Annotated in this window: 18 protein-coding genes and 7 pseudogenes; 5 read left to right on the top strand and 20 right to left on the bottom strand. The window is 41.1% G+C overall.

Going from position 1 to position 20155, the window contains the following annotated elements:
- The first annotated feature begins 9 nt into the window (after window positions 1–9).
- Window positions 10–222, top strand: coding sequence for a PLDc N-terminal domain-containing protein (locus JCM19033_RS14240; RefSeq protein WP_054636773.1), 213 nt, complete (start codon window positions 10–12; stop codon window positions 220–222).
- 7 nt (window positions 223–229) lie between these two features.
- Here the strand turns inward: JCM19033_RS14240 and JCM19033_RS14235 are convergent, their stop codons facing one another.
- The 7 genes and pseudogenes from JCM19033_RS14235 to JCM19033_RS14210 form a co-directional block, all read right to left on the bottom strand.
- Window positions 230–595, bottom strand: coding sequence for a hypothetical protein (locus JCM19033_RS14235; RefSeq protein WP_054636772.1), 366 nt, complete (start codon window positions 593–595; stop codon window positions 230–232).
- Between the two features lie 125 nt (window positions 596–720).
- Window positions 721–855 (bottom strand): hypothetical protein, encoded by a 135-nt coding sequence (locus tag JCM19033_RS24325; protein ID WP_269758237.1) that lies wholly within the window; start codon window positions 853–855, stop codon window positions 721–723.
- Between the two features lie 154 nt (window positions 856–1009).
- Window positions 1010–2129: pseudogene (gene ald / locus JCM19033_RS14230) on the bottom strand (alanine dehydrogenase).
- A 108-nt stretch (window positions 2130–2237) separates the two neighbouring features.
- Window positions 2238–3563, bottom strand: a complete 1326-nt coding sequence (locus JCM19033_RS14225) for a CdaR family transcriptional regulator (RefSeq protein WP_054636771.1) — start codon at window positions 3561–3563, stop codon at window positions 2238–2240.
- Window positions 3564–3645: 82 nt separating this feature from the next.
- A complete protein-coding gene (locus JCM19033_RS14220; RefSeq protein ID WP_054636770.1) occupies window positions 3646–4365 on the bottom strand; it encodes a hypothetical protein in 720 nt (239 codons plus the stop codon).
- Window positions 4362–5767: pseudogene (gene rlmD, locus JCM19033_RS14215) on the bottom strand (23S rRNA (uracil(1939)-C(5))-methyltransferase RlmD). Before rlmD ends, JCM19033_RS14220 begins: the two are co-directional and overlap by 4 nt.
- A gap of 90 nt (window positions 5768–5857) precedes the next feature.
- Entirely contained in the window at window positions 5858–6640 is a 783-nt protein-coding gene (locus JCM19033_RS14210) for a DNA-3-methyladenine glycosylase (RefSeq protein WP_054636769.1), read from the bottom strand.
- A gap of 277 nt (window positions 6641–6917) precedes the next feature.
- On the opposite strand from JCM19033_RS14210, the gene JCM19033_RS14205 reads away from it, so the two are divergent.
- Window positions 6918–7280, top strand: a complete 363-nt coding sequence (locus JCM19033_RS14205; protein WP_054636768.1) for a GAF domain-containing protein — start codon at window positions 6918–6920, stop codon at window positions 7278–7280.
- Between the two features lie 49 nt (window positions 7281–7329).
- Here the strand turns inward: JCM19033_RS14205 and JCM19033_RS14200 are convergent, their stop codons facing one another.
- Window positions 7330–7716, bottom strand: a complete 387-nt coding sequence (locus tag JCM19033_RS14200; RefSeq protein WP_232725387.1) for a cbb3-type cytochrome c oxidase subunit I — start codon at window positions 7714–7716, stop codon at window positions 7330–7332.
- A gap of 94 nt (window positions 7717–7810) precedes the next feature.
- A pseudogene (gene pdaA, locus JCM19033_RS14195) lies at window positions 7811–8621 on the bottom strand (delta-lactam-biosynthetic de-N-acetylase).
- Window positions 8622–8723: 102 nt separating this feature from the next.
- Between pdaA and JCM19033_RS14190 the strand changes: the two are divergent.
- Window positions 8724–9041 carry a hypothetical protein gene (locus JCM19033_RS14190; RefSeq protein WP_198153519.1) on the top strand — a complete coding sequence of 106 codons (318 nt, stop codon included), beginning with the start codon at window positions 8724–8726 and terminating at the stop codon, window positions 9039–9041.
- A 64-nt stretch (window positions 9042–9105) separates the two neighbouring features.
- On the opposite strand, the pseudogene JCM19033_RS14185 reads toward JCM19033_RS14190, so the two are convergent.
- Window positions 9106–10628, bottom strand: a pseudogene (locus JCM19033_RS14185) (fumarate hydratase).
- Between the two features lie 288 nt (window positions 10629–10916).
- Here JCM19033_RS14185 and JCM19033_RS14180 point away from each other — a divergent pair.
- Window positions 10917–12447: pseudogene (locus JCM19033_RS14180) on the top strand (AbgT family transporter).
- A 106-nt stretch (window positions 12448–12553) separates the two neighbouring features.
- On the opposite strand, the gene JCM19033_RS14175 reads toward JCM19033_RS14180, so the two are convergent.
- Window positions 12554–13165 carry a histidine phosphatase family protein gene (locus tag JCM19033_RS14175; protein ID WP_054636767.1) on the bottom strand — a complete coding sequence of 204 codons (612 nt, stop codon included), beginning with the start codon at window positions 13163–13165 and terminating at the stop codon, window positions 12554–12556.
- A 6-nt stretch (window positions 13166–13171) separates the two neighbouring features.
- Window positions 13172–13357, bottom strand: a complete 186-nt coding sequence (locus tag JCM19033_RS14170; RefSeq protein ID WP_054636766.1) for an SE1561 family protein — start codon at window positions 13355–13357, stop codon at window positions 13172–13174.
- A 170-nt stretch (window positions 13358–13527) separates the two neighbouring features.
- Here JCM19033_RS14170 and yfkAB point away from each other — a divergent pair.
- A pseudogene (gene yfkAB, locus JCM19033_RS14165) lies at window positions 13528–14648 on the top strand (radical SAM/CxCxxxxC motif protein YfkAB).
- A gap of 58 nt (window positions 14649–14706) precedes the next feature.
- On the opposite strand, the gene JCM19033_RS14160 reads toward yfkAB, so the two are convergent.
- The 8 genes and pseudogenes from JCM19033_RS14160 to JCM19033_RS22420 all read right to left on the bottom strand — a co-directional run bounded on the left by JCM19033_RS14160 (window position 14707) and on the right by JCM19033_RS22420 (window position 20118).
- Window positions 14707–15498 (bottom strand): YfkD family protein, encoded by a 792-nt coding sequence (locus tag JCM19033_RS14160; protein WP_054636765.1) that lies wholly within the window; start codon window positions 15496–15498, stop codon window positions 14707–14709.
- 175 nt (window positions 15499–15673) lie between these two features.
- Window positions 15674–17046, bottom strand: a pseudogene (locus JCM19033_RS14155) (MATE family efflux transporter).
- A gap of 28 nt (window positions 17047–17074) precedes the next feature.
- On the bottom strand, window positions 17075–17695 hold the full coding sequence (locus JCM19033_RS14150) for a YitT family protein (protein WP_054636764.1): 621 nt from the start codon (window positions 17693–17695) through the stop codon (window positions 17075–17077).
- The gene (locus JCM19033_RS14145) at window positions 17692–18072 is read right to left on the bottom strand and encodes an OsmC family protein (RefSeq protein WP_054636763.1); all 381 of its coding nucleotides are present in this window, start codon (window positions 18070–18072) and stop codon (window positions 17692–17694) included. Before JCM19033_RS14145 ends, JCM19033_RS14150 begins: the two co-directional genes overlap by 4 nt.
- A 235-nt stretch (window positions 18073–18307) precedes the next feature.
- Window positions 18308–18862, bottom strand: a complete 555-nt coding sequence (locus JCM19033_RS14140) for a VLRF1 family aeRF1-type release factor (RefSeq protein ID WP_054636762.1) — start codon at window positions 18860–18862, stop codon at window positions 18308–18310.
- Window positions 18828–19109: a hypothetical protein gene (locus JCM19033_RS14135; RefSeq protein ID WP_054636761.1), complete on the bottom strand. Its 282-nt coding sequence runs from the start codon at window positions 19107–19109 to the stop codon at window positions 18828–18830. The genes JCM19033_RS14140 and JCM19033_RS14135 overlap by 35 nt, the downstream gene beginning before the upstream one ends.
- A 290-nt stretch (window positions 19110–19399) precedes the next feature.
- Window positions 19400–19783, bottom strand: coding sequence for a hypothetical protein (locus JCM19033_RS14130; protein WP_054636760.1), 384 nt, complete (start codon window positions 19781–19783; stop codon window positions 19400–19402).
- 149 nt (window positions 19784–19932) lie between these two features.
- Window positions 19933–20118 (bottom strand): hypothetical protein, encoded by a 186-nt coding sequence (locus JCM19033_RS22420; protein ID WP_157049898.1) that lies wholly within the window; start codon window positions 20116–20118, stop codon window positions 19933–19935.
- Window positions 20119–20155: the final 37 nt, after the last annotated feature.

Genomic DNA, 20155 nt, shown 5'->3' with positions numbered 1-20155 from the left:
ACACTTACTATGGAAATTATAGGTGCTTTCAGTGCTGTCTTTCTAGTATTCTTGTTTTTTACTGTCGGCGTTTTTTTACTTAATATTTTAACAAGCGTATGGGCTTATCGTGATGCTGTCCGTAAAGGGAACAGCAAGGAATATGCTTTGCTTGTTCTAATAGGAACGCTTTTCTTCCCTGTCATTGGCCTTCTCGTTTATCTTCTTATACGAAATGCATAATGCCGTCCTACTCAGACCTGAAAATTTCATGTTCCCAGAAATAATCAGCTATGTCCTCGAAATCTTCTACTTCAAATTCTTCCCAGTTCACTGAAGCTGCTGTTTCTTCATCCATTATAATGTGATAGACCTGCTCGAAATCTTCTTCAGCAGCATCTTCTTCTATGGGAAAATACCAATGCATGTTTACTTCTCTGATCTCATCACCTTTTAAAAGTTCATTAAATAATTTAGCTGAATCAGTAAGAATACCTGTTTGGATTAAACTTGTAGTAATATTATCACTTGCATTTAAGCTTGTCTCCAGGGTGCCTTCCTCTATAGAGAGCTCCCTTATCACTTCATCATAAAAAGAGCTTCTTTCCCCTGCCACAGTATGGATAACCCATTCAGCCTCTTCCTCTGCTGTCGCAAATGTTGGACGATCCGCTGTTTCTAAATCACTCCCTGCCGGCTCTCCTACTGCTAGAAAAAACAGGAATGAGCAAACAGTAACTATTATGCTGCTCCTGTAACTTTAGCCTGTTTGTAGCCGTTTTCTTTCTGCTGTCGCCATGTGATCAGGAGTAAAAAAGTCGAAATAACTGACAACACACCAGCTACAAAAAATATGGATAGGGCGATCATAGCCATAACTGTCCGCTCCTCCTTTCTGTATAAGTTTCTCTTCACCATATTACAGTTTACACTATTTCTTTTCTAAACCATAGTGTTTGCTTAGTGACGGCTTTTTTACGTTTTTCAGGCAAATAAAAACCGCTGCAGGCAGACAGCGGTTTCTGTGTATTTAAATGGATGCTAACACTTTTTGGGCCGGTACATAATCGTAACCGAGATCTCTTGCTACAGCTTCATAGGTAACCTTCCCCCCGCAGCGTTTAACCCCTTTTGTAATGACATGTTTTCGCTAAGGGCTGTTTTCACACCCTTATTTGCAATTTGCAGAGCAAATGGAATCGTTACATTTGTTAAAGCAATCGTTGATGTCCGAGGGACTGCGCCTGGCATGTTCGCAACTGCATAGTGAACGACATCATGCTTAATATACGTCGGCTGGTCGTGAGTCGTAATCCTATCTGCCGTAGCAATTATACCACCCTGATCAACCGCTACATCAACTACTACCGAACCCGGTGACATCCCTTCGATCATTTCTTCTGTGACAAGCTTAGGAGCTCTTGCGCCCGGTATAAGAACAGCCCCTATCACAAGGTCTGACTCTTTTACGGCTTCAGATATATTCATCGGGTTTGACATGAGAGTATTAATCTCACTCCCAAAGATATCATCTAACTGTCTTAGCCTGTCTGGCTTAAATCTATAATAGTGACATCTGCGCCGAGTCCAATAGCTATTTTTGCAGCATTGGTCCCTACTACACCGCCTCCTATAATTGTTACTTTTCCACGCTTAACCCCTGGAACCCCTGAGAGGAGAATTCCTTTCCCTTCCTTCGGTTTTTCAAGGAACTGTGCACCAATCTGAGAAGCCATTCTGCCTGCTACCTCGCTCATTGGTGTCAACAAAGGAAGAGCCCCATTCACTTCTACTGTTTCATAGGCAAGCGCTGTTACACCTTTCTCAGTCAAAGCCTTAGCCAATTCAGGCTCGGCAGCCAAATGAAGATACGTAAATAAAATTAACCCTTCCCGAAAGTATTTATACTCACTTTCCAGTGGCTCCTTTACTTTCATTACCATTTCAGCTGAGTTCCACACTTCTTTCGCACTAGGAAAAATTTCGGCCCCGGCTTCTTTATAGGCTTCATCTTCAAATCCGCTTCCTACGCCAGCATTACTTTCCACAATCACTTCATGTCCTGCTTTTGTTAAGGAAAGGACGCCAGCTGGAGTGATGGCTACACGATTCTCATTATTTTTCACTTCTGTCGGGATTCCAATTTTCATGACTTTTCCCTCCTGCGCTCTTTTATAAGGTATTTTCATTATAAATCACCAATCATAATGAAAGCTTCGTGGAAGAAAAACAAATAACCATTAGTAATTTGTAGAATTTCACAAGTTATGCTTTGGGTCCAGTCTCTCCAGTTTTATTTCCAGATATAAAGAAAGCTTATTATGAGGATTTTTCACATCAATTTGGGCTATCTCACAAATTCGTTTCACCCTATAGTTTAAGGTATTCACGTGCACATGAAGATCCTTGGCTGCTTCATTTATATTTCCATCTCTATTTAAATACGTTTCTAACGTATCGTAGAGTTCAGTATTGTTTTTAGAATCATATTTCCTCAGTTTCCTTAAACCGGGATGCGTATGGTTTTCATCTCTTCTTTGTTCTAAAAGACCATTTAAATACCTAAATACCCCTAAATCATGGTAAAAAACTATATCATTAGTTTCTTCTGGAAATTGCTGTTTTATACTTAATGCGGAAAGAGCTTCCTGATAGGCAAAAGCGGTTTTCGTCAAATCTCCTTCTTGTATGGAACTACAGGCAGCTCTCACGTTCTCTATCCTAAATCGTTCTTTGAGCTGCTTTAAAAATAGTAAGGCAAAGTTATTTATTGAAGAGAGGGAATTGCTTTCCTCAGAAGTCGATGCCAAAAGAAGGAGCAAGCGGTCATCTAGTGTGTGGAGCAGGACCTTTACTTGCTGCTGAGTATTTATTAAATACGTAATTTTTTTATGTATAGAGTCATCCAGCTTTCCTTGGATTTGAAAAGCCATCACCGAAAAACATGGGGGTACACTGGGGGTTATGCTGCTGAGCCTGTCAACTGCTTCATCATGGGAATGAATATTTCCAGTAAGCAGTTCCCAAAAAAGTTCTTGGTAATCCTTTTCCCGTTTAACTTTTTGTCTGCTCACATGAAGGAGGAGTTTCTTAGCTTTTTCAGAAGCCAAAGTAAGCAAGTTACGATCGACCTGATCCCCCTTGTGTGCTGCTTCCACAATCCAAATGTACCCAAGGACCTCAGACCCCTTGCGTATGGCCACAGCTACTCTATCTCCCAATCCAATATCGTCGATTTCAGGTATAATAACCGGCTCGTCCTGCTTATTTAACGCAGGGATGACTCCATCTTTCCAAAGTCTGTTAATCACTTTTTCTGGAACTCTTCTGCCAATGATGGTAGCTACCCGTGCAGCGTCTGTTTTATTGTCATGGGAACTGTACGCAAGCAAACGATGATTTGCATCCTCTATTGTTACCGGACAGTGAATAATCTCACTCAAAAAATCAGCAAACTGTTCTAAGTTATCAAACTTTCTTTGAAAAGGGTTCGCTTTATTTAATGAATTCATCCCTATCGCCCCTTCCTTTTGCATATTTCTGCCAATGTAGCGGCCACCTGCTTTTAATATATATTTTATCATTATTATTATATTGCCTGTACTTTGACTCCTGCTTATCCCAAATAAAAAAGCAGCAGGATTTATTTATCACCTGCTGCCAAGTTTATTGTCTACTAAAAAATGTAATATAAGGACTGCTCATTTGCTTTAACTCTTCTTTTATCTTCATGTCAAAGGAGATTATTACACAGGTGGCGGGTCCTGCTGACGAAAACTGGTCAAATGGGCTGTCAGAAACTGATAAAGGCTTCAAAGAGTTCATTTGACATAAGATATCTAGTTCAAATTTAATTCCCTTGGAACCTACAGGTACTATTTCATAAACCCCTGGGTGGTCGACTAGAGAACGAAAAAGAGAAAGAGGAAGAACTTTATCCTTTTTCGCTAACACACTGTCCCCCCACAGTGGTGTGCCTACGACAGCAAACCCGGCATTTTCGGGAGTTTTTTCTGTCTTCTTTGCTTCAGGTGAAACGGTGCCGATTGCGGTAACTCCAAAGGCAGACTGGACCATATTCATGTTGCTCTCTGTACTTCCTGTTAAGGGAAGGTGAGGATACCCTGTCTCAGTCAAAACTTCTTGTACGCCCTTTACCAGCCTCGGCCATTCCTCTTGTCCGCAAAAATTGTGAAGAGAGATCCCTGTTAGAGAAGCTCCGACACTCAACGCTTCCATGACTGCTACTCTGGCGCTATACTTCCCTACGAGTTCATAAGACGCCTCTACCTCATCAGATGCTTTCTCACCAACTCCTCCGCTGCAATCGGCTGCTATGACCAGTTCTTTGTCCTCGCTTAAAGGGTAATAAGCCACATCTCTCATTTAGAACCCCTCTGCTTTTTCACAAAGCTTGCGACTGCCTCTACCTGGGCTGTTTGAGGAAACATATCAACCGGCTGTACATAATTAATGTCATAGCCATTTCTCAAAAGAAAGGATGAATCCTTTGCCAAAGTAGAAGGGTTGCAGGAAACATATACGAATCTGCGGGGAGAGGTTTTCTTTATTGTATGAAGGAGAGCCTGATCACATCCGCTTCTCGGCGGGTCCACTATGATCACATCCGGCCCCCATCCTTCCTTTACCCACCGGGGAAGAACCTCTTCTGCTTTTCCTGTTTCAAAACTTGCATGACTGTATCCATGATCAGCTGCATTTTGGTTTGCATCCTCTACACTTGCCTTGATTGTATCCATACCTCGAACCTCTTGGGCATGATCAGCCATCCAAAGTCCAATCGTTCCTGTCCCGCAATAAGCATCTACTACTTTTTCTTTCCCTGTTAAATGTGCTGCCTTTTTTGCTTCATCATAAAGAACAGCTGCCTGAATAGGATTAAGCTGAAAAAAAGCTTGCGGTGATAAATGAAACGACTTTCCTTTAAGCTCTTCAAGCAGTGTTTCTTTCCCCCATAAGTGGATAGTTTTCTTTCCGAAAACGGCTGAAGAAGAGGTTGGCTGGATATTTTGGTATACAGAATTCACTTCTGGGAGCCTTCTATTTATTTCATTTATTATAATTTTTTCCCTAGGAAGCTCAGGCTTTGCTGTAATAAGCGTTACTTGCACCTCACCGCTTGAAAACCCTGTGCGAACAACGATAGTACGTACCACGCCGGTTTTCTTTTTCTCATTGTAAATTGGCACATTAAAGTCCCTGAAGATACGTGTTATTTCAATACTGACTTTATTTAACACAGGATGCTGCACCATGCATCCCGGCTTTGTTAAATCGATCAAACGATGGGAATCCATAGCATATAGTCCTGCAATAACCTCGCCCTTTTCAGTGCCAGCTGCCATTGACTTTTATTTCGGTAATGCCAGGGGTCATCCATGCCTAACGTATCTTTCACCTTGATGTCCAGTCCTTTATTATATTTTTCGAATGCTTGAACAACAAGGTCCTTCTTCTCTGTTAACTGCCTTTCATAGGCAAGGTGCTGTATTTGGCATCCCCCACATTTTTCGAAAACAGGACAGGGTGCGTCCGTTCGGTGTGGAGAGGCCTTGCGGATTGAACGGACAACAGCTTCTGCGTGGTTGCGATGAACCTTTTTCACTTCACATACTACCTCTTCACCAGGCAGTGCTCCTTCAACAAATACTACTTGTCTTTTAAAGAATCCGACACCCTCTCCGTTTATCCCTAACCGTTTTATAGTAAGTGGAAAACGCTGGCCTTTTTTAATGCTGATTTGAGAGGCTGATTTTTGTTTATTCATTGATTTTCACTCTACTTTCATTTTCAATGCTTAACCACAGGTATAATGCCGCGTAGCTTTTATATGAAGACCATGCTGCACTCCATTCAATCACTTCTTCTTTGGATGGCTTATTAGGAAGTTCCAGCAATTTTTTAACGCATTTTGAATTCCGATGTCTGCAGCAGGGAGAAGGTCCGCTCTCCCTAAACCGAAAAGGAGAAAGCACTCAGCTGTCCAGGGCCCTACCCCCCGAATGGCGGTTAATATACTAATGATCTCGTTATCTTCCTTTGCCCGCAAACCTTCTAAGTCAAGCTTTCCATCCGCTATTAATCGTGAGGTATCAATCACATACTCTGCTTTTCTTCTGCTAAACTGAAGGCATGTTAAGTCCTCTGTCTCTAGTTCTGCAATCATCTCCGGAGAAGGATAAAACCAGGCCCCATTTACTTTCTCACCGAACTGGAAAACAAATCGAGATGAAAGCTGATAGGCAAATGTCATATTTAATTGCTGGTGAATAATGGTTTTTATTAAACATCCATATAAATCAAAATCACACACAAGCGGGACACCTTTGAAGCGCTCTACAATGGGATCCAGCATTGTTGATTTCAAAAAAGCTGATATTTCACCAGCATCCCTATGCCATAAAAATATATTGTTAAGATGTGGCAGCGCAACTTCTTTTTCTATCTGGCTCCCTTTAACAGCAACTTTGTCATCGCTGACAAAGTGAACGAGAAGACTCTCTTTAGCGTGACCTTTTTCTATGGGGACCCTTACTGTTCTTTTTTCTTCATCAACTGAATGCACGGGATCTACGTGCAGCCGTTTAAGCATTACCGGTACACTAATAGGAGCAGGAAGCATGATTTCTTCTTTCCACATGGTTTCTCCTCTCTTTCCAGAAAAGGGAATTCTATAACAACTTATCTTACCATGTTTTCTTCCACTTCCTAAACTTTCTAGAACAGTAACGGCTTGTCCTTTGCTAAAATGGATGTGACTAAACAAAAAGCAGCTATGGCTTTTTTGTTTTATTTATTCAGCTCTGGCAAACTCTTACAATACAGCTGGCCCTTTGAAGGTGAAACGAATGCCGGCTGCATGTGAAGATAAATAAAAAAATTAACAGAGCTGCCAATTTAAAAGGGGGATCATTGATTTGTCAATTGCCACGGATGTTGCTTCCATACATATTATGGCGGCTGTGTACAAAAAAGACAAACCGGCCGAAATCTTTAAAGAAACCGTTGAACGTCTCGTAGAACATGTGCCTTACATTGACTGGTGCGGGGTTTATGTAGGAGAGAACGAACAATGGCGGCTGATGGCCAGTGCTTCAGAGGAAAATAATAACAGCTGGGAGCATAACGGACAGCTCAGCTTTTCGCTTAAAGATCTGAACGGAAAAGAAGTAGGTATACTTGTAGTAAAAAGCAAAGAACCAATCGCCTTTGATGTGACTGACGTTTCTACCCTGGAGACGGTGGCGGACGCTTTAAGCCAGCAAATCACTATGAATTAACAGAAGGAGCTCATTCTGGTTATCCAATAACCAGAGTGAGCTCCTTTTTTCACTTTACATTTCGAAACACATTAATGACAAACAACACGACCCCTATGGCTAATGTAATTCCCCCAATACCTATAATCGGGCCAAATGCTTCATATCCGCGGATGACCATAAATAAAGAACCAAGCATAATAGGGAGGGAAATATTATGCAGCCAGAAATGCCATTTTCCCAGATTACTCTTTTCTGCCCGCGGAAAAAGGTGGTAAATAAGGCCAGCAAGCGTCATTGAAGTCCATCCCAGCAGCGCTAAATGGGCATGAACTCCGGTGTACTGAAATTCATAAGTCATTGACATAAATAGACCAAACAATACTGCGGCAAAGAAATAAATAACAGATATTTTAATCAGCTTAACCCCTATAACAACCCACTCCCTTCTCTTCATTGCATATTTATGCTCATTCTCTTTCCTATATGTAGAAATAGTAAAAAAGCTGTCTCAGCAGCCCAAAGGGAGGCAGAAACAGCTTTATCATGGATTAGGGGTGAAACTTCCTCATTGTTTTTTTCATCATTAAATCGTCCAGACTCTTAAATTCATAGCCCTGCTTTCTGCATTCATCAATGACACGTCCTAAGGCTTCCGCATTGTCTTTGGAAACGGAATGAAGCAGCATAATAGCCCCTGGGTGGATACGATTCATAATTTGTTCATAGGCATAATCTGCCCCTTTTTGGTTATCTGTTTCCCAATCTTTATAAGCAAGTGACCAGAACACGTTTATATATCCTAAGTCCCTGCTTAACGAAAGGCTCTCTTCACTGAACTTACCTTGCGGGGGACGCAAGTAAGGCATGTATTCCTCACCAGTTATTTCTTTGTATTCTTCTTTTAGTTTCGTCAGCTCTCTCTTTGCTCTTTCTTCACTTACTTCCGGCAAACTGATGATGGTATGAATGATTGCCAACAATATGCCCTTCTTTAATCATTCTATTAATTAAGTCTGTTTCTGTCGTTAAGTAATGTCCCGTAATAAAAAAGGCTGCAGGCACTTCTTTCTCTTTGAGTACGTCTAACACCTGCTTTGTATACCCATTTTCATACCCGTTATCAAAAGTAAGGTACAAGCTTTTATCCTGGGGACACCCCATAAATACCCCATCGTATTCCTTTAATAATTCTTTATAATGAGGATCAGCATCAGCTGGCTGCTGATCTTTTGCCGGTTTGAAATTCCAGTTTAATACTTCACTGCTGATTTGTTTTGCATCTGTCACTGAGTGTTGAATAAAAAACAATCCTGTTCCTAGCAGCACTACTGCCATAACCCATACTGCCCAATGCCTCATAAGCCCATGGCCCCTTTTTTTACCTTAGTGTGGCTCAATACGTATAAATTATCCCGCCTCCACAAAAAGGAAATGATTAGGAATTCAGTTTTAGTCAAAACCATGAAAGCAGAGCTTGAGGAGTTTAACGTACAGGTGGCAACAATAAACCCAGGACCTTTTGAAACAGGCTTTAATGACCGCATGTTTGAAGAAAAATGGAAATGGTATGATCAAAATGAAGGTTTCACCAGCAGAGATTCTATCGCAGAAACGGAAACGGAAAAAGTACTTGAAGAGCAGTACGATCCGGAAGATATGATTGCAAAAATGGTTGAAGTCATAGAGGCAGATTCTCACCACTTCCGTACTGCCTTCCCACAAGAAACGGAAAATAATATGAAGAGCTTTGAACAGGAAACGTGGGAAGAAAAAGTATAACAGAAATGAGGGTATCCCAAGTCTGCAATTGGGATACCCTCATTTTACATTTATTAATTCTATTTTAGCTGAACACAGGTTCTTTAAATTGACCAAGTTTTTCAAGAGAAGACTTGTCCACATCGGCATGAAGACTGTTTCCATGAGAGTCCATCGTAACAATTGCAGCAAAGCCTTCCACTTCCAAATGCCACATTGCTTCAGGTATGCCGAATTCCATTAAATCTACTCCTTTTACATCTTTAATACAGTCAGCATAGTACTGAGCAGCACCTCCGATGGCGTTGAGGTACACACCTCCATGTTCTTCAAGAGCTTTCAACGTTTTTGGTCCCATGCCACCTTTACCAATTACTGCACGAATACCGAATTTCTTCATAATGTCACCTTGGTATGGTTCTTCCCGGATACTCGTGGTCGGGCCCGCTGCTTTGACCTGCCAGCCTTTTCTTTATCGTTTAGCATAACAGGGCCGCAATGATAGATGATTTGGCCATTAAGGTCTATTGGAGCATCATGGCTCATCAAATGGTGGTGAATAGCATCTCTTCCGGTATGAAGATCTCCGTTAATAACGACAACGTCTCCTACCTTAAGCTCGCGAATTTGTTCTTCAGTTACAGGAGCTTGCAATACTACTTGCTTTACTTCCTCTTCTCCAGTAGCTTCCTGTGCTTCTTTTTTCGCCTCTTCGGCGAAATCAATTTTTTCACCCTCCTGGTAGTACCAGTCAGTAATTTCACCATTTTGAGGATCAATGGCTACTCCAAGACGGCGGAAAGCCCAGCAGTTATAGGCTACAGAAACGAAAAAGCTTGCAGGTAAACGGTTCATAGTACCCACTTTACAGCCAAGAAGAGTGGCTTCCCCTCCAAATCCCATTGTTCCAATCCCAAGCTTGTTCGCATTTTCAAGGACATACTCTTCAAGCTTCTTTAATTCCTGATTTGGATTTACATCGTCTACTGAACGAAACAGCTGATCTTTTGCCAATGAATAACTGGACGTACGGTCACCGCCGATGCCGACACCAATAAAACCTGCACTGCAGCCTTGTCCTTGCGCTTGGTAGACTGAATGCATAATACACTTTCTTATGCCGTCCAAATCACGTCCCGCTCTTCCCAGTCCTTCAAGCTCAGCGGGCAGACTGTATTGAATATTTTTGTTTTCACAGCCGCCGCCTTTTAAGACTAACCTTACATCTATGTAATCTTTTTCCCACTGTTCAAAGTACATGGCAGGAGTACCAGGGCCAAGATTATCTCCACTGTTTTTTCCAGTCAATGAATCAACGGAGTTAGGACGAAGCTTACCATCTTCCGTGGCCTGTACAAGAGCCTCTTCAATTTCCCTTTTTATTTCAATTTGGTTTGCTCCTATAGGAACTTTAATCTTAAATGTCGGCATGCCGGTATCCTGACAGATTGGAGAAACTTCTTCATCAGCCATTGATATGTTTTCCGTAATCGTTGACAATGACAAAGCTGCTCTGGTTCCTGCATTTTCCTGTGCCTTTGCCTGCTTTATCGCTTTCCGCACATCATACGGCAGGTTCGTAGAAGTTTCTACAATTAACTGGTACATACTTTCTTTGAAATTGTTCACAATCTCCCTCTCCTTTATTATCTTTTCCCTTTCATTATAAGCGTTTTCACAACATTTAGAAAGAAGCACATAAAAAGGTGTTTAACTAACAGATCCAAGGGGTATAATCATTTGTTTGATTTATTGATATTTTACCAAGATTAAGACTTTGCCTAAAACTCTTTTAAAAATCTTATCCTATACTTATAATGTTACTTTGTTCGAATTGATGTCTGCCGTAAAAGCCTGTGGTATAAATTTTTACATTATTTAGAAAGGAGTCTACTTATGGCTAAAAACAGAAAATTCACACAAGCAGCTCTCGACAGGTTGAGGTTGTCGGGAACAAACTCCCTCATCCTATAACACTCTTCGCTATTTTAGCTGTTGTCGTTATCTTTGTATCAGCCATTCTTTCTGCAGTAGGTATCACTGTAGATGATCCTGCTGAGCCGGGGGAGACAGTAGAAGTCACTAACCTGTTATCAGCTGACGGCATCGAGTATTTATTTACCAGCATGGTTGATAATTTTATTGGGTTTGCTCCTCTCGGCGTGGTACTTGCACGATGATCGGGATTGGGGTTGCTGAAAGGTCAGGACTAATTAGTGCGGCTCTTAGGGGCTTCGTACTTTCGGTTCCAAAAAGTCTGATCACTTTCGGCCTGGTGTTTGCCGGTATTATGTCCAGCGTAGCATCAGATGCTGGATACGTAGTTCTTCCTCCATTAGGAGCAGTAATATTTGCGGCATTAGGACGTCACCCATTAGCTGGGCTGGCTGCTGCATTTGCTGGGGTTTCTGCAGGGTTCAGTGCGAACTTGTTCTTGTCTGCAACAGATCCAATGCTCGGTGAATTAACTATCCAGGCTGCTGCAACCATAGACCCTGCTTACGCAGAGACTATGAATATTGCAATGAACTACTACTTTATTTTTGCCTCAGTATTTGTTCTTTCTATAGTAGGAAGTATAGTTACTGAAAAAGTCGTAGAACCACGTTTAGGAGAATACAAAGGGGAATACAGAGAATCACTTAATGGCCTTGAAGCTTCAGAAAAGAAAGGACTCTTATGGGCTGTCATTTCCTTTGTCATCACTAGTATCCTAATGGCACTTCTAATTGTACCTGAGTGGGGACCTATGCGCGGAGAAGATCCTCAGCCTATTATCCAGTCGCCATTTATGCAGTCGTTAGTACCTGTTATTCTTATTCTGTTCCTTGTTCCAGGTCTTGTGTATGGCATGGTAACAAGAACCATTAAAAATGATAAAGACGTAGCAAATCAAATGTCTGACACAATGGCTGCAATGGGAATGTTCATTGTCCTTGCCTTTACAGCCGGTCAATTTGTTGCTTACTTTAATGAAACAAACATGGGGCTAGTCCTGGGAGTGTACGGCGCTGAGTTCCTTCAAAGTGTAAACTTTACGGGAATCCCTCTGGTAATAGCCTTCATTATTGTAGCGGGCTTTATCAACTTATTTATAGGAAGCGCCTCTGCAAAATGGGCAATTATGGCTCCTGTCTTTGTCCCAATCATGATGCAGCTAGGCTATTCTCCAGAGCTCACACAAATGGCCTATCGTATTGCTGATTCAACAACTAACATCATTACGCCATTAATGACGTACTTTGCGATTATTATTGCGTTTGCTCAAAAATATGATAAGAAAATGGGAATCGGAACCCTTGTTTCAGTTATGCTTCCATATTCCATCATATTTACGATTGTTTGGACCATTATGCTGATCGTATGGATGCTCTTTGGAATTGACCTTGGACCAGGATCTCCTATCGAGTATGCACCAGCTGACTAATAACTAATAGACTGAAACCAAACAGTCCTAAAAAACACCCCACATGTTAGAGCAAAATTCTAACATGTGGGGTGTTTGTCTTTTGTGGAATATAGTGCCCCTGGAATCAGTATTTAGAAGCCAGGTGCGTATCCCGATTAATATAATGAATCACTGGATTCCCTTCTTGTTTTACTGTGATCTTTGTTACACCAGTGTTTCCAAGACGAAAAGGTCTGTGGAATTGGTACCAGTCATCACCAAGCATCAGAAACATTAAAAAGATGGAAAGAAACCCTCCGTGAGAAACAAGTGCAATTGTTTTCTCCTGGTGCTTTTCACTCAGCCCGTTTATGAGCTGCTTACATCTTTCAGTTATTACTCCTACCTGTTCTGTTCCTTCTATTCCTGATGTCAGAAGGTTTTTGTTTCTCATATCAGGAAATTCCTTGTAAATTTCTTCTCTTGTTTTTCCTTCAAAAGGTCCCAGGTGAATTTCCCGGTAGGCTTCTGAAGCTATAAGCGGTACGTGCTGATACTTTTCAATTGCTTTTGCTGTTTCATAAGCCCTTGACAGGTCACTGCTGTATAAAGCATCAAGTTTTGTTGACTTAAGAAACTGTCCAAGCAGCAAAGCTTGCTTTTTCCCTTCAACCGACAGGGGGAAGTCCTGGCATCCTTGTAATTTCCCCGCTCTGTTCCCTTCTGATTCTCCGTGTCGTATTAAAAATAAATCCATGTCTCTCTACTCCCAGTTCTTTTGAAATTGGTTGGTCTTAATTTTAACCTGATCAAGCATTTCTTGAAACCTGTTTAAGTCATTAATATCAGCTTCAGCTGGATCCAGCGCCTCAAGCATATGACTCATTAACTCAACTCTTTTCTGCAAATATTCCAATTGCCTTACTTTGTCGTAAACAGGACTTCCCATACACAACAATCCTTCTTTTTGGAGTTACCATACCAAAGGCCAAACGAAAGAACAAGAGAGGAGCCTTATTACGTCTTTCTCTTTTCCTTGTTTTAAGGTAAGATAAGGGTTGTCTTATTCAGGAATACCATTTGGAAAGAACGGAACTATGAAGAAAAGGAGCATCTTTGATGCGAACAAATACTTATGAACCACAGGCCCCAGCAACGGATGCATGGGAAGCTATAAGGATATAGAAGAGTTTGGTTCTCTTCAGCTATCTAATATAGAATTTACGACAACCACTTTATGTAACATGCGATGTGAGCATTGTGCTGTAGGCTATATGCTCCAGCCCAAAGACCCTGAACCCCTGCCGCTGGATATACTCATCAAACGCCTGGACGAAATTCCAAATTTGAGAGCTTTCAGCATTACAGGCGGGGAGCCTATGCTATCTATGAAATCTGTAAAAGATTATGTAGTGCCTTTGCTGAAATATGCCCATGAGCGAGGGGTCAAGACACAGATAAATTCAAATCTCACGCTTGATATTAATCGTTATGAACTGATCATCCCTTATTTGGATGTCCTTCATATTTCGCATAATTATGGAAGTAAAGATGACTTTGTTGACATCGGATTTTCCATGATGAACAAAAAACCATCTCAAAAGCAAGCTGAAGCTTATTTTGACCGGATGGTTGAAAATGCTAAAATTCTCTCATCTCAAGGTGTGATGGTCTCTGCTGAAACCATGCTCAATAAACGAACTCTTCCTCATCTCGAGGACATTCATGATCAAATTATTTCGATGGGATGCGGACGCCATGAAGTTCACCCAATGTACCCAAGTGATTTTGCGAGCTCCCTCAAGCCTGCTTCCTTGCAAGAGATTCGTGAAGGAATTCATCGTTTGCTTGACCACCGAAATAAGGATACATGGATGCTTTTTGGTACGCTTCCATTTTACGCCTGCAGCTCTAGTGATGAAGATTTGGAATTACTTACACGTTTATACAATGAAGAAGGTGTCACGGTAAGAAACGATCCTGACGGGCGGTCACGCCTAAACGTTAACATATTTGACGGTGAAATCATTGTTACTGACTTTGGGGATGAGCCTTCTTTAGGCAATATTAAGCACACCAGCTTACCTGATGCTTATAATTCCTGGTTAAATAGTAACCTTGCTCGCTCTTTAAATTGTCATTGCCCTGCAGTGAAATGCCTAGGCCCCAATGTTCTTGTAAAAAACGCTTATTACAAAAACAAAGATTTCACAAAGCTGTCCTCTAATATTACCTTGTAACAAAATTAAGGTGCCTCCAACACCGTGCTGCTCTTTTACGCTGATGGGGGCACCTTTTTTAATTTCCTGGGATAAACTTTAATGAAAGATGGTTTTGGACAGGGAGCCAGGCCTGCACATCCTGCTGCGTCACATTTTTAACTTCAATCATTTGCTTTCCGCCTCTTAGGACTAAATATACTTCCCCATAGGTGACGCTTCCTTTTTCTTTTACAGCTGGAACATACCCATGCAATGACCCTGACTGCCCCCCGTTTACACGGTAAGCATGATCAAGCTCTGTTCCATTCCCAATTGTTGTCTCCATTGCGACAGGAAGCTTTGTTTCTTTAGCCGCATGGAGGACCATCATTTTTTTTACTTCATCTCCATCAGGAATGTCCGCTGTAATTTCCCCTTTTACTCGTTTTGCCTGGTCTTGTTTATACTTTAAAGCAAAGGTTTCGTTCCCGCCCCGATTATCAAAGGAATTCGTGTTTACCTTTTCATACTCCCAATTTGCTTCAGAGCTTTCCCCTTCGTAGCATAACGCCCACTCGCCAAGGAATATGGAGGCTTTGAAGCCAAAAGCAAACTTTGAACCATCAATGGTTGTTTCATTTAAAATTCGTATTAGCTCCGGGTTCATTACAGGAACATTTGATGTTTCAATTAACTCCTTGGAAAGAGAGCTTGGATGCAGAAACGGCTCATCTTTTGTACTGCTTGAAAATGTATTCTCTTTTGAAATATCAAAGACATAATCTGGTTTATCGTCTGCTTTTTCACTTTCTTCAGCTAACGCTGCTCCAGAAACCGGAAGTATTAGTATTAGCAAAACGACGATTAATCGCAGCACCCATATTTTCATCGGAGATATCCTCCTTCTTTGTTTTTTTCTATTGTTTTCAGGGAGTAGGAAAAATATCCGACAATTAGAGAAATATTCTAGAAATGAATATTCCATAAGAAAAGAGCCCCTCCTTAAGTCATATATGGCTTACTTGCCGCCTTAAGACTTTTGGAAGGACTCTTTTTTTCACTAATTATGATCTTTGTTCAAAGAGATCTATTTTTCTCCATTTACCAAACCTGTAATACCCAACGGCGAAGAGACTGCTTATAATAAAGCTTACGCCTATTCCTAACGCAATCCCTTCTGCTCCAAGCCAGGATGAAAAAACCAGGCCAGGGGAAAACGCAGGATCCAAAAGGAAAGGATATTTAACACCAGTACTTGAAACATTGCTCCAGCCGCTCTTACAATACCGTTCAGAACAAAGTTTATGCCTAGAAATGGATAGAAAAAAGCAACCCACTGTAGATAAACCGTACCAAATTCTATGGTTGCCTGATCATCCACAAACATTCTCATTAAGTATTCTGCCGATAGAAAGACAAACAAGCTTATCGTGATGGTTACTACAAGAATTAGAATCATTCCGCTTTTTGCAATGTCTCCTACACGCTCCCACTTCCTTGCTCCAATGTTCTGTCCTGCCATGCTGTTAATGGCCGATCCAAGAGTTAAAGCTGGAAGCATAATAAGGCTGTCTATTCGCTGGGCTGCACCATATCCCGCTACGACGGTATCACCAAATGCTGTCACTACCGTCATAATTGCAAGAACCCCTGCGGAAATGGCCATCATTGAAAGACCGGATGGAAGGCCGAGCTTAAAGACTCGTTTAAACTCTTCCAAAGGGGGCAAGAAGGGTATTGAAAAGGGCACTCCTCTTTTAAGAATGGAATACAGGAGGCCAAATATGAAAGCAGATCCCTGAGAAACAATCGTTGCATACGCAGCACCATTGATCCCTAAATCCAGGACATAAATAAACAAAGGATCCAATACAGCATTTAAAGCGACAGCCATCATGATAAAACGAAGGGGGGTTTTACTATCGCCCAGAGCTCTTAAAACCGTTCCGATAAAATTGTATCCAAACAAGAGAACAATGCCGATCAAATTGATTTGCAAATAAGATAGAGCCATCGGCATAATGGTGTCTGGGGTACCCATAAAACGTAAAATATAGGGTGCTAAGAAAAAACCAACAATACCCATAATAATCGCGAGACTTCCTAATACAAAGACAAAGGTGTTTAATGAAGCCTTAAGTCCTTCGTCGTCTTTTTGACCTTTTCGCTGAGAAAGCACTGTTAACGTAGCGCCATTAATTCCAATAATAAAAGAAAGGACCGTAAAAATTACGGTACTGGATATGGCGATGGCTCCAAGTGCTTCAGCACCAAGCAAGTTTCCTACCCATAAGCTGTCTATGATCTGATACGAGCTTTGTAGTAAATTACCGAAGAAAATAGGCCATGAGAAAAAAATCATTTTCTTCATAATGCTTCCTTCGGTAAAATCCAGTTCATGTGTTTTTTGCTTCTCCTTCAACCTCTTCACCCTCATTTCTTGCCAGAGCCCGCTCTCTCATATCCTATGTTGGAAGGTAATCGTTATTATACTTTTCCTTACTTGACTTCTCATAAGTTCTTACAGTCACATTTATTAAAGAGGTGCTAATCCACTGGGTAAGCAAAGCTACGAAAAACACCCATACATCGATCACAATAGCTAATAGTAAAAATATAGACATATTCATCCAGAACAATGGACGTCCCGGCAGCACACCGCTAAGACGATAAATGATATGAGCCAGTATTGCGAACCCACCGGAAGAAGCTCCTTTGCAATACAATAAGCCTACTCCTAAGCCAAAAAGTAAAGCTCCAGCCGGAATAGAGATCATTCCCGGGAAAGAGTCAAACCTTACATAGGAAGATAAAAGAAATATAGAGAAGGAAGCAGCTGAGACGGTATACAAAGTTTTAAGAGCACTTTTTACACCTATCCAGCGACAAGCACCAGCCAGCATAACCGCATTCAATCCCCATAACGTATATTCATGAGGAAAAGAAAACCAGTGGTGAAATAGTATTGTCACGCCCGCTGCTCCTCCTGACGGAATATCATAGGGAAACAAAAATAAAGCCATGGCTGTCCCCTGCAAAACTGCCCCTCCTGTCAGCCATAAAGCTGTGACAAGGAGAGATTTCATACTAGTTCAAATGATTCTGTAATATGTATACTTTCTTGAACAGATTGGACCATAGAACAATTCTTTCTTGTCACTTCCAGGCTTTTCTTTATTTGCTCATCGTTTGCATTAGGAGCATTAATGACGAAATGCAGGTGTACTTTTTGAATCTCTTGAGCCCCTTCATTATTACGCGTAACGTCAGCATCGACTGTAATATCTCTTACTTCTATACGTTTTTTTTCAAGTACCTTTCTTAGTACGCCGCCGCTGCAGACCGCAATCGAAGAAACGAGCAGCTGATACGGACGGAAACCATATTTTTCGTTTCCTGAAATTTGTAAAGAACCAAACTCAGTCTCTGTGCTAAAACCCTGCTCCTGCATAATAAATTTCACTCTTGCCCTCTCCTTTTTTGACTGTATTTCTTACTTATTGTAAAGCGTGATATAAGGAAAGTCGAATGGTTGGATTCTTCCTTCTCTTCACGTAAAGAAGCCGCAGGCAGGGAGAGGGACTTTATACAGGCAGAATGCAAATGTTTGAGTCTCAAGAAAGAAAAAGAAGGAAAGATCCCTTGAATCTGAAAAAACGATGAAACAAGCTCCCAACAGATTGGGAGCTTGTCTATATTTATCGAACTGATTCGCCGTACACCTCATTTAAGATCTCATGTGCTGGCTTGGAGTACAGGTTTTTTGGAATAACATCTAATATTTCTTTATTCAAGTGTTGTTCTAGGTCTTTGACGTATTCTTTATTTCCTATTAAATAAACCCCTTTTAAATTTCTATTTTTCACTTGCTTATCAATGATTGGTCCAAGCTGTTTATACCACCGTAGACGGTTTTCTTCAAATCTATGCTGGAACTCATCCACCTGGGTTGAGCCAGATGCCAGCCTGTCACTTGATGCATTCCCTTTATATTCTCTCCAGTCTTCTGTCTCAAATTCCCAGCTGTATTTCACTTCATCTCTTATCTCACCCATTGCAGAGTCGATCAAGATAACATCTCTTTGTTGGATAAGAAGAAGCCCTGCTGGAGGATAGGTAGACTCCAGTTTTTCTAAGGGCTCGACTACCGGGGATTTCTCCCAATGAAACTCGCTCTCAAGGGATACCTGCACCTTTGTTTCTTCCCAAAAACCGCCATCAGCAGAAGCGAAAACAACAATGCCTTTTTGCATATCTGTCTGCTGTGACAGGATGTGCTCGTGAACCTTTTTTGCTGATATTTTTAAATGCTTTTAGTTCTTCGTCAGAACCGCTTTTTTCAACATATTCCTGAAGCCTCTTCATCCCGTTTTTCAGACGGATTTTCCACTCTCCATTGTGCTGTGTCCCTTCACCAAAATCGGTATTCAGATAAACTGAAAGAACTCCATGATCATCTTTCTTTTCTTTATATTTTAGTAATTCTTCTGCTAGTGCCATGTGCAATTCTCCTTTCTAAGTGACGATAACCTAACTGTTTCGTTATAGGATATATTGCCTTTACGCTTTAGCAGTAAACATAGAAAATCCTCCACTGTAACAGAACAGGAATCGACAGCGCTTTTGAGACGTAAAAAAGAGAGCTCTCACCGATGGTGAGAGCTCTTCTCAATAGCTGAGTTTTGTACCAGCCTCTTAACATTGTCTGGATTAATGTGTTCGGTCCAGTGGTTCTTCTCCTTCTTCAGGAAGCTTTTCTACCGCTTCTACGTCACCAGGAATTGTTCCTGCTATTTTGTTTTGCTCAAATTCTTTTTCCACTTCACTTTTGAGCTCACGGATTTCTTGGCTGATTCCTTTGTCACTTCTTTAAATTCAACTGTTGTTTCTTTTAAATCCAACGCCTTATCAGAAATATACTGTAAATCTTCACTGGCCTTTTTCATTAATTCTGAAAATCTCTGGGATGTATTTTTCAACTGCTGCATAATTTCATCTCGATTTTGAGAGACAAAACGCGTAGCCTCGTTTACAGTACTAACGGTTTGTTTAGTTGCACTAAACACATTTTCTCTGGTTTTTTTATTTGCCACTACGAGTCCAATACCAATGATTCCACCGAGAGCCATACCAATTTGAAGACCCGATTTCCCCTTCTTTTCTTGAGGTTCCATAATTATCCGCCTTCCTTTCAGAGTATAGACAGTTTGCTTGTTATCATCTTACCATAACGTCTGCACTGTAATGTACTCTATACCCATCTAAAGAGGTTTTTTTAACCTGAAAATATCCTTCAGCAAGGCTTCTAATTATGAGTGAATACTCATTCATAATTAGAATAAATAATTTGATCTCCAAAACAATCTTCTTTGATTCTTCCATGCACAAGAAGCAGGTCAAGATGTCCAATAACCTCAGATAGCGTAAGGTCAGGCTGCTTTTGGTATACCCTTGGAAAAAGCTCTTTTGAAACAGCAAAAGCAGTTTTTCCGGGGTTGTCCTTAATCATATGGTATATATACTCAGCTCTGTTGTTTTGTTCGTTT

The sequence above is a fragment of the Thalassobacillus sp. C254 genome (assembly GCF_001310615.1).
This window is presented reverse-complemented; position numbering and strand designations above follow the sequence as displayed.

Coding starts and splice junctions, on each gene's coding strand:
- JCM19033_RS14200 (WP_232725387.1), bottom strand. CDS start 7,716: ATGAAGAGAAGGGAGTGGGTTGTTATAGGGGTTAAGCTGATTAAAATA.
- JCM19033_RS14170 (WP_054636766.1), bottom strand. CDS start 13,357: ATGGGAAGTCCTGTTTACGACAAAGTAAGGCAATTGGAATATTTGCAG.
- JCM19033_RS14190 (WP_198153519.1), top strand. CDS start 8,724: ATGAAAGCAGAGCTTGAGGAGTTTAACGTACAGGTGGCAACAATAAAC.
- JCM19033_RS14210 (WP_054636769.1), bottom strand. CDS start 6,640: ATGTGGAAAGAAGAAATCATGCTTCCTGCTCCTATTAGTGTACCGGTA.
- JCM19033_RS22420 (WP_157049898.1), bottom strand. CDS start 20,118: ATGATTAAGGACAACCCCGGAAAAACTGCTTTTGCTGTTTCAAAAGAG.
- JCM19033_RS14150 (WP_054636764.1), bottom strand. CDS start 17,695: ATGAAATCTCTCCTTGTCACAGCTTTATGGCTGACAGGAGGGGCAGTT.
- JCM19033_RS14240 (WP_054636773.1), top strand. CDS start 10: ATGGAAATTATAGGTGCTTTCAGTGCTGTCTTTCTAGTATTCTTGTTT.
- JCM19033_RS14225 (WP_054636771.1), bottom strand. CDS start 3,563: ATGATAAAATATATATTAAAAGCAGGTGGCCGCTACATTGGCAGAAAT.
- JCM19033_RS14130 (WP_054636760.1), bottom strand. CDS start 19,783: ATGGAACCTCAAGAAAAGAAGGGGAAATCGGGTCTTCAAATTGGTATG.
- JCM19033_RS14220 (WP_054636770.1), bottom strand. CDS start 4,365: ATGAGAGATGTGGCTTATTACCCTTTAAGCGAGGACAAAGAACTGGTC.
- JCM19033_RS14135 (WP_054636761.1), bottom strand. CDS start 19,109: ATGGCACTAGCAGAAGAATTACTAAAATATAAAGAAAAGAAAGATGAT.
- JCM19033_RS24325 (WP_269758237.1), bottom strand. CDS start 855: ATGGCTATGATCGCCCTATCCATATTTTTTGTAGCTGGTGTGTTGTCA.
- JCM19033_RS14175 (WP_054636767.1), bottom strand. CDS start 13,165: ATGGATTTATTTTTAATACGACACGGAGAATCAGAAGGGAACAGAGCG.
- JCM19033_RS14140 (WP_054636762.1), bottom strand. CDS start 18,862: ATGCAAAAAGGCATTGTTGTTTTCGCTTCTGCTGATGGCGGTTTTTGG.
- JCM19033_RS14160 (WP_054636765.1), bottom strand. CDS start 15,498: ATGAAAATATGGGTGCTGCGATTAATCGTCGTTTTGCTAATACTAATA.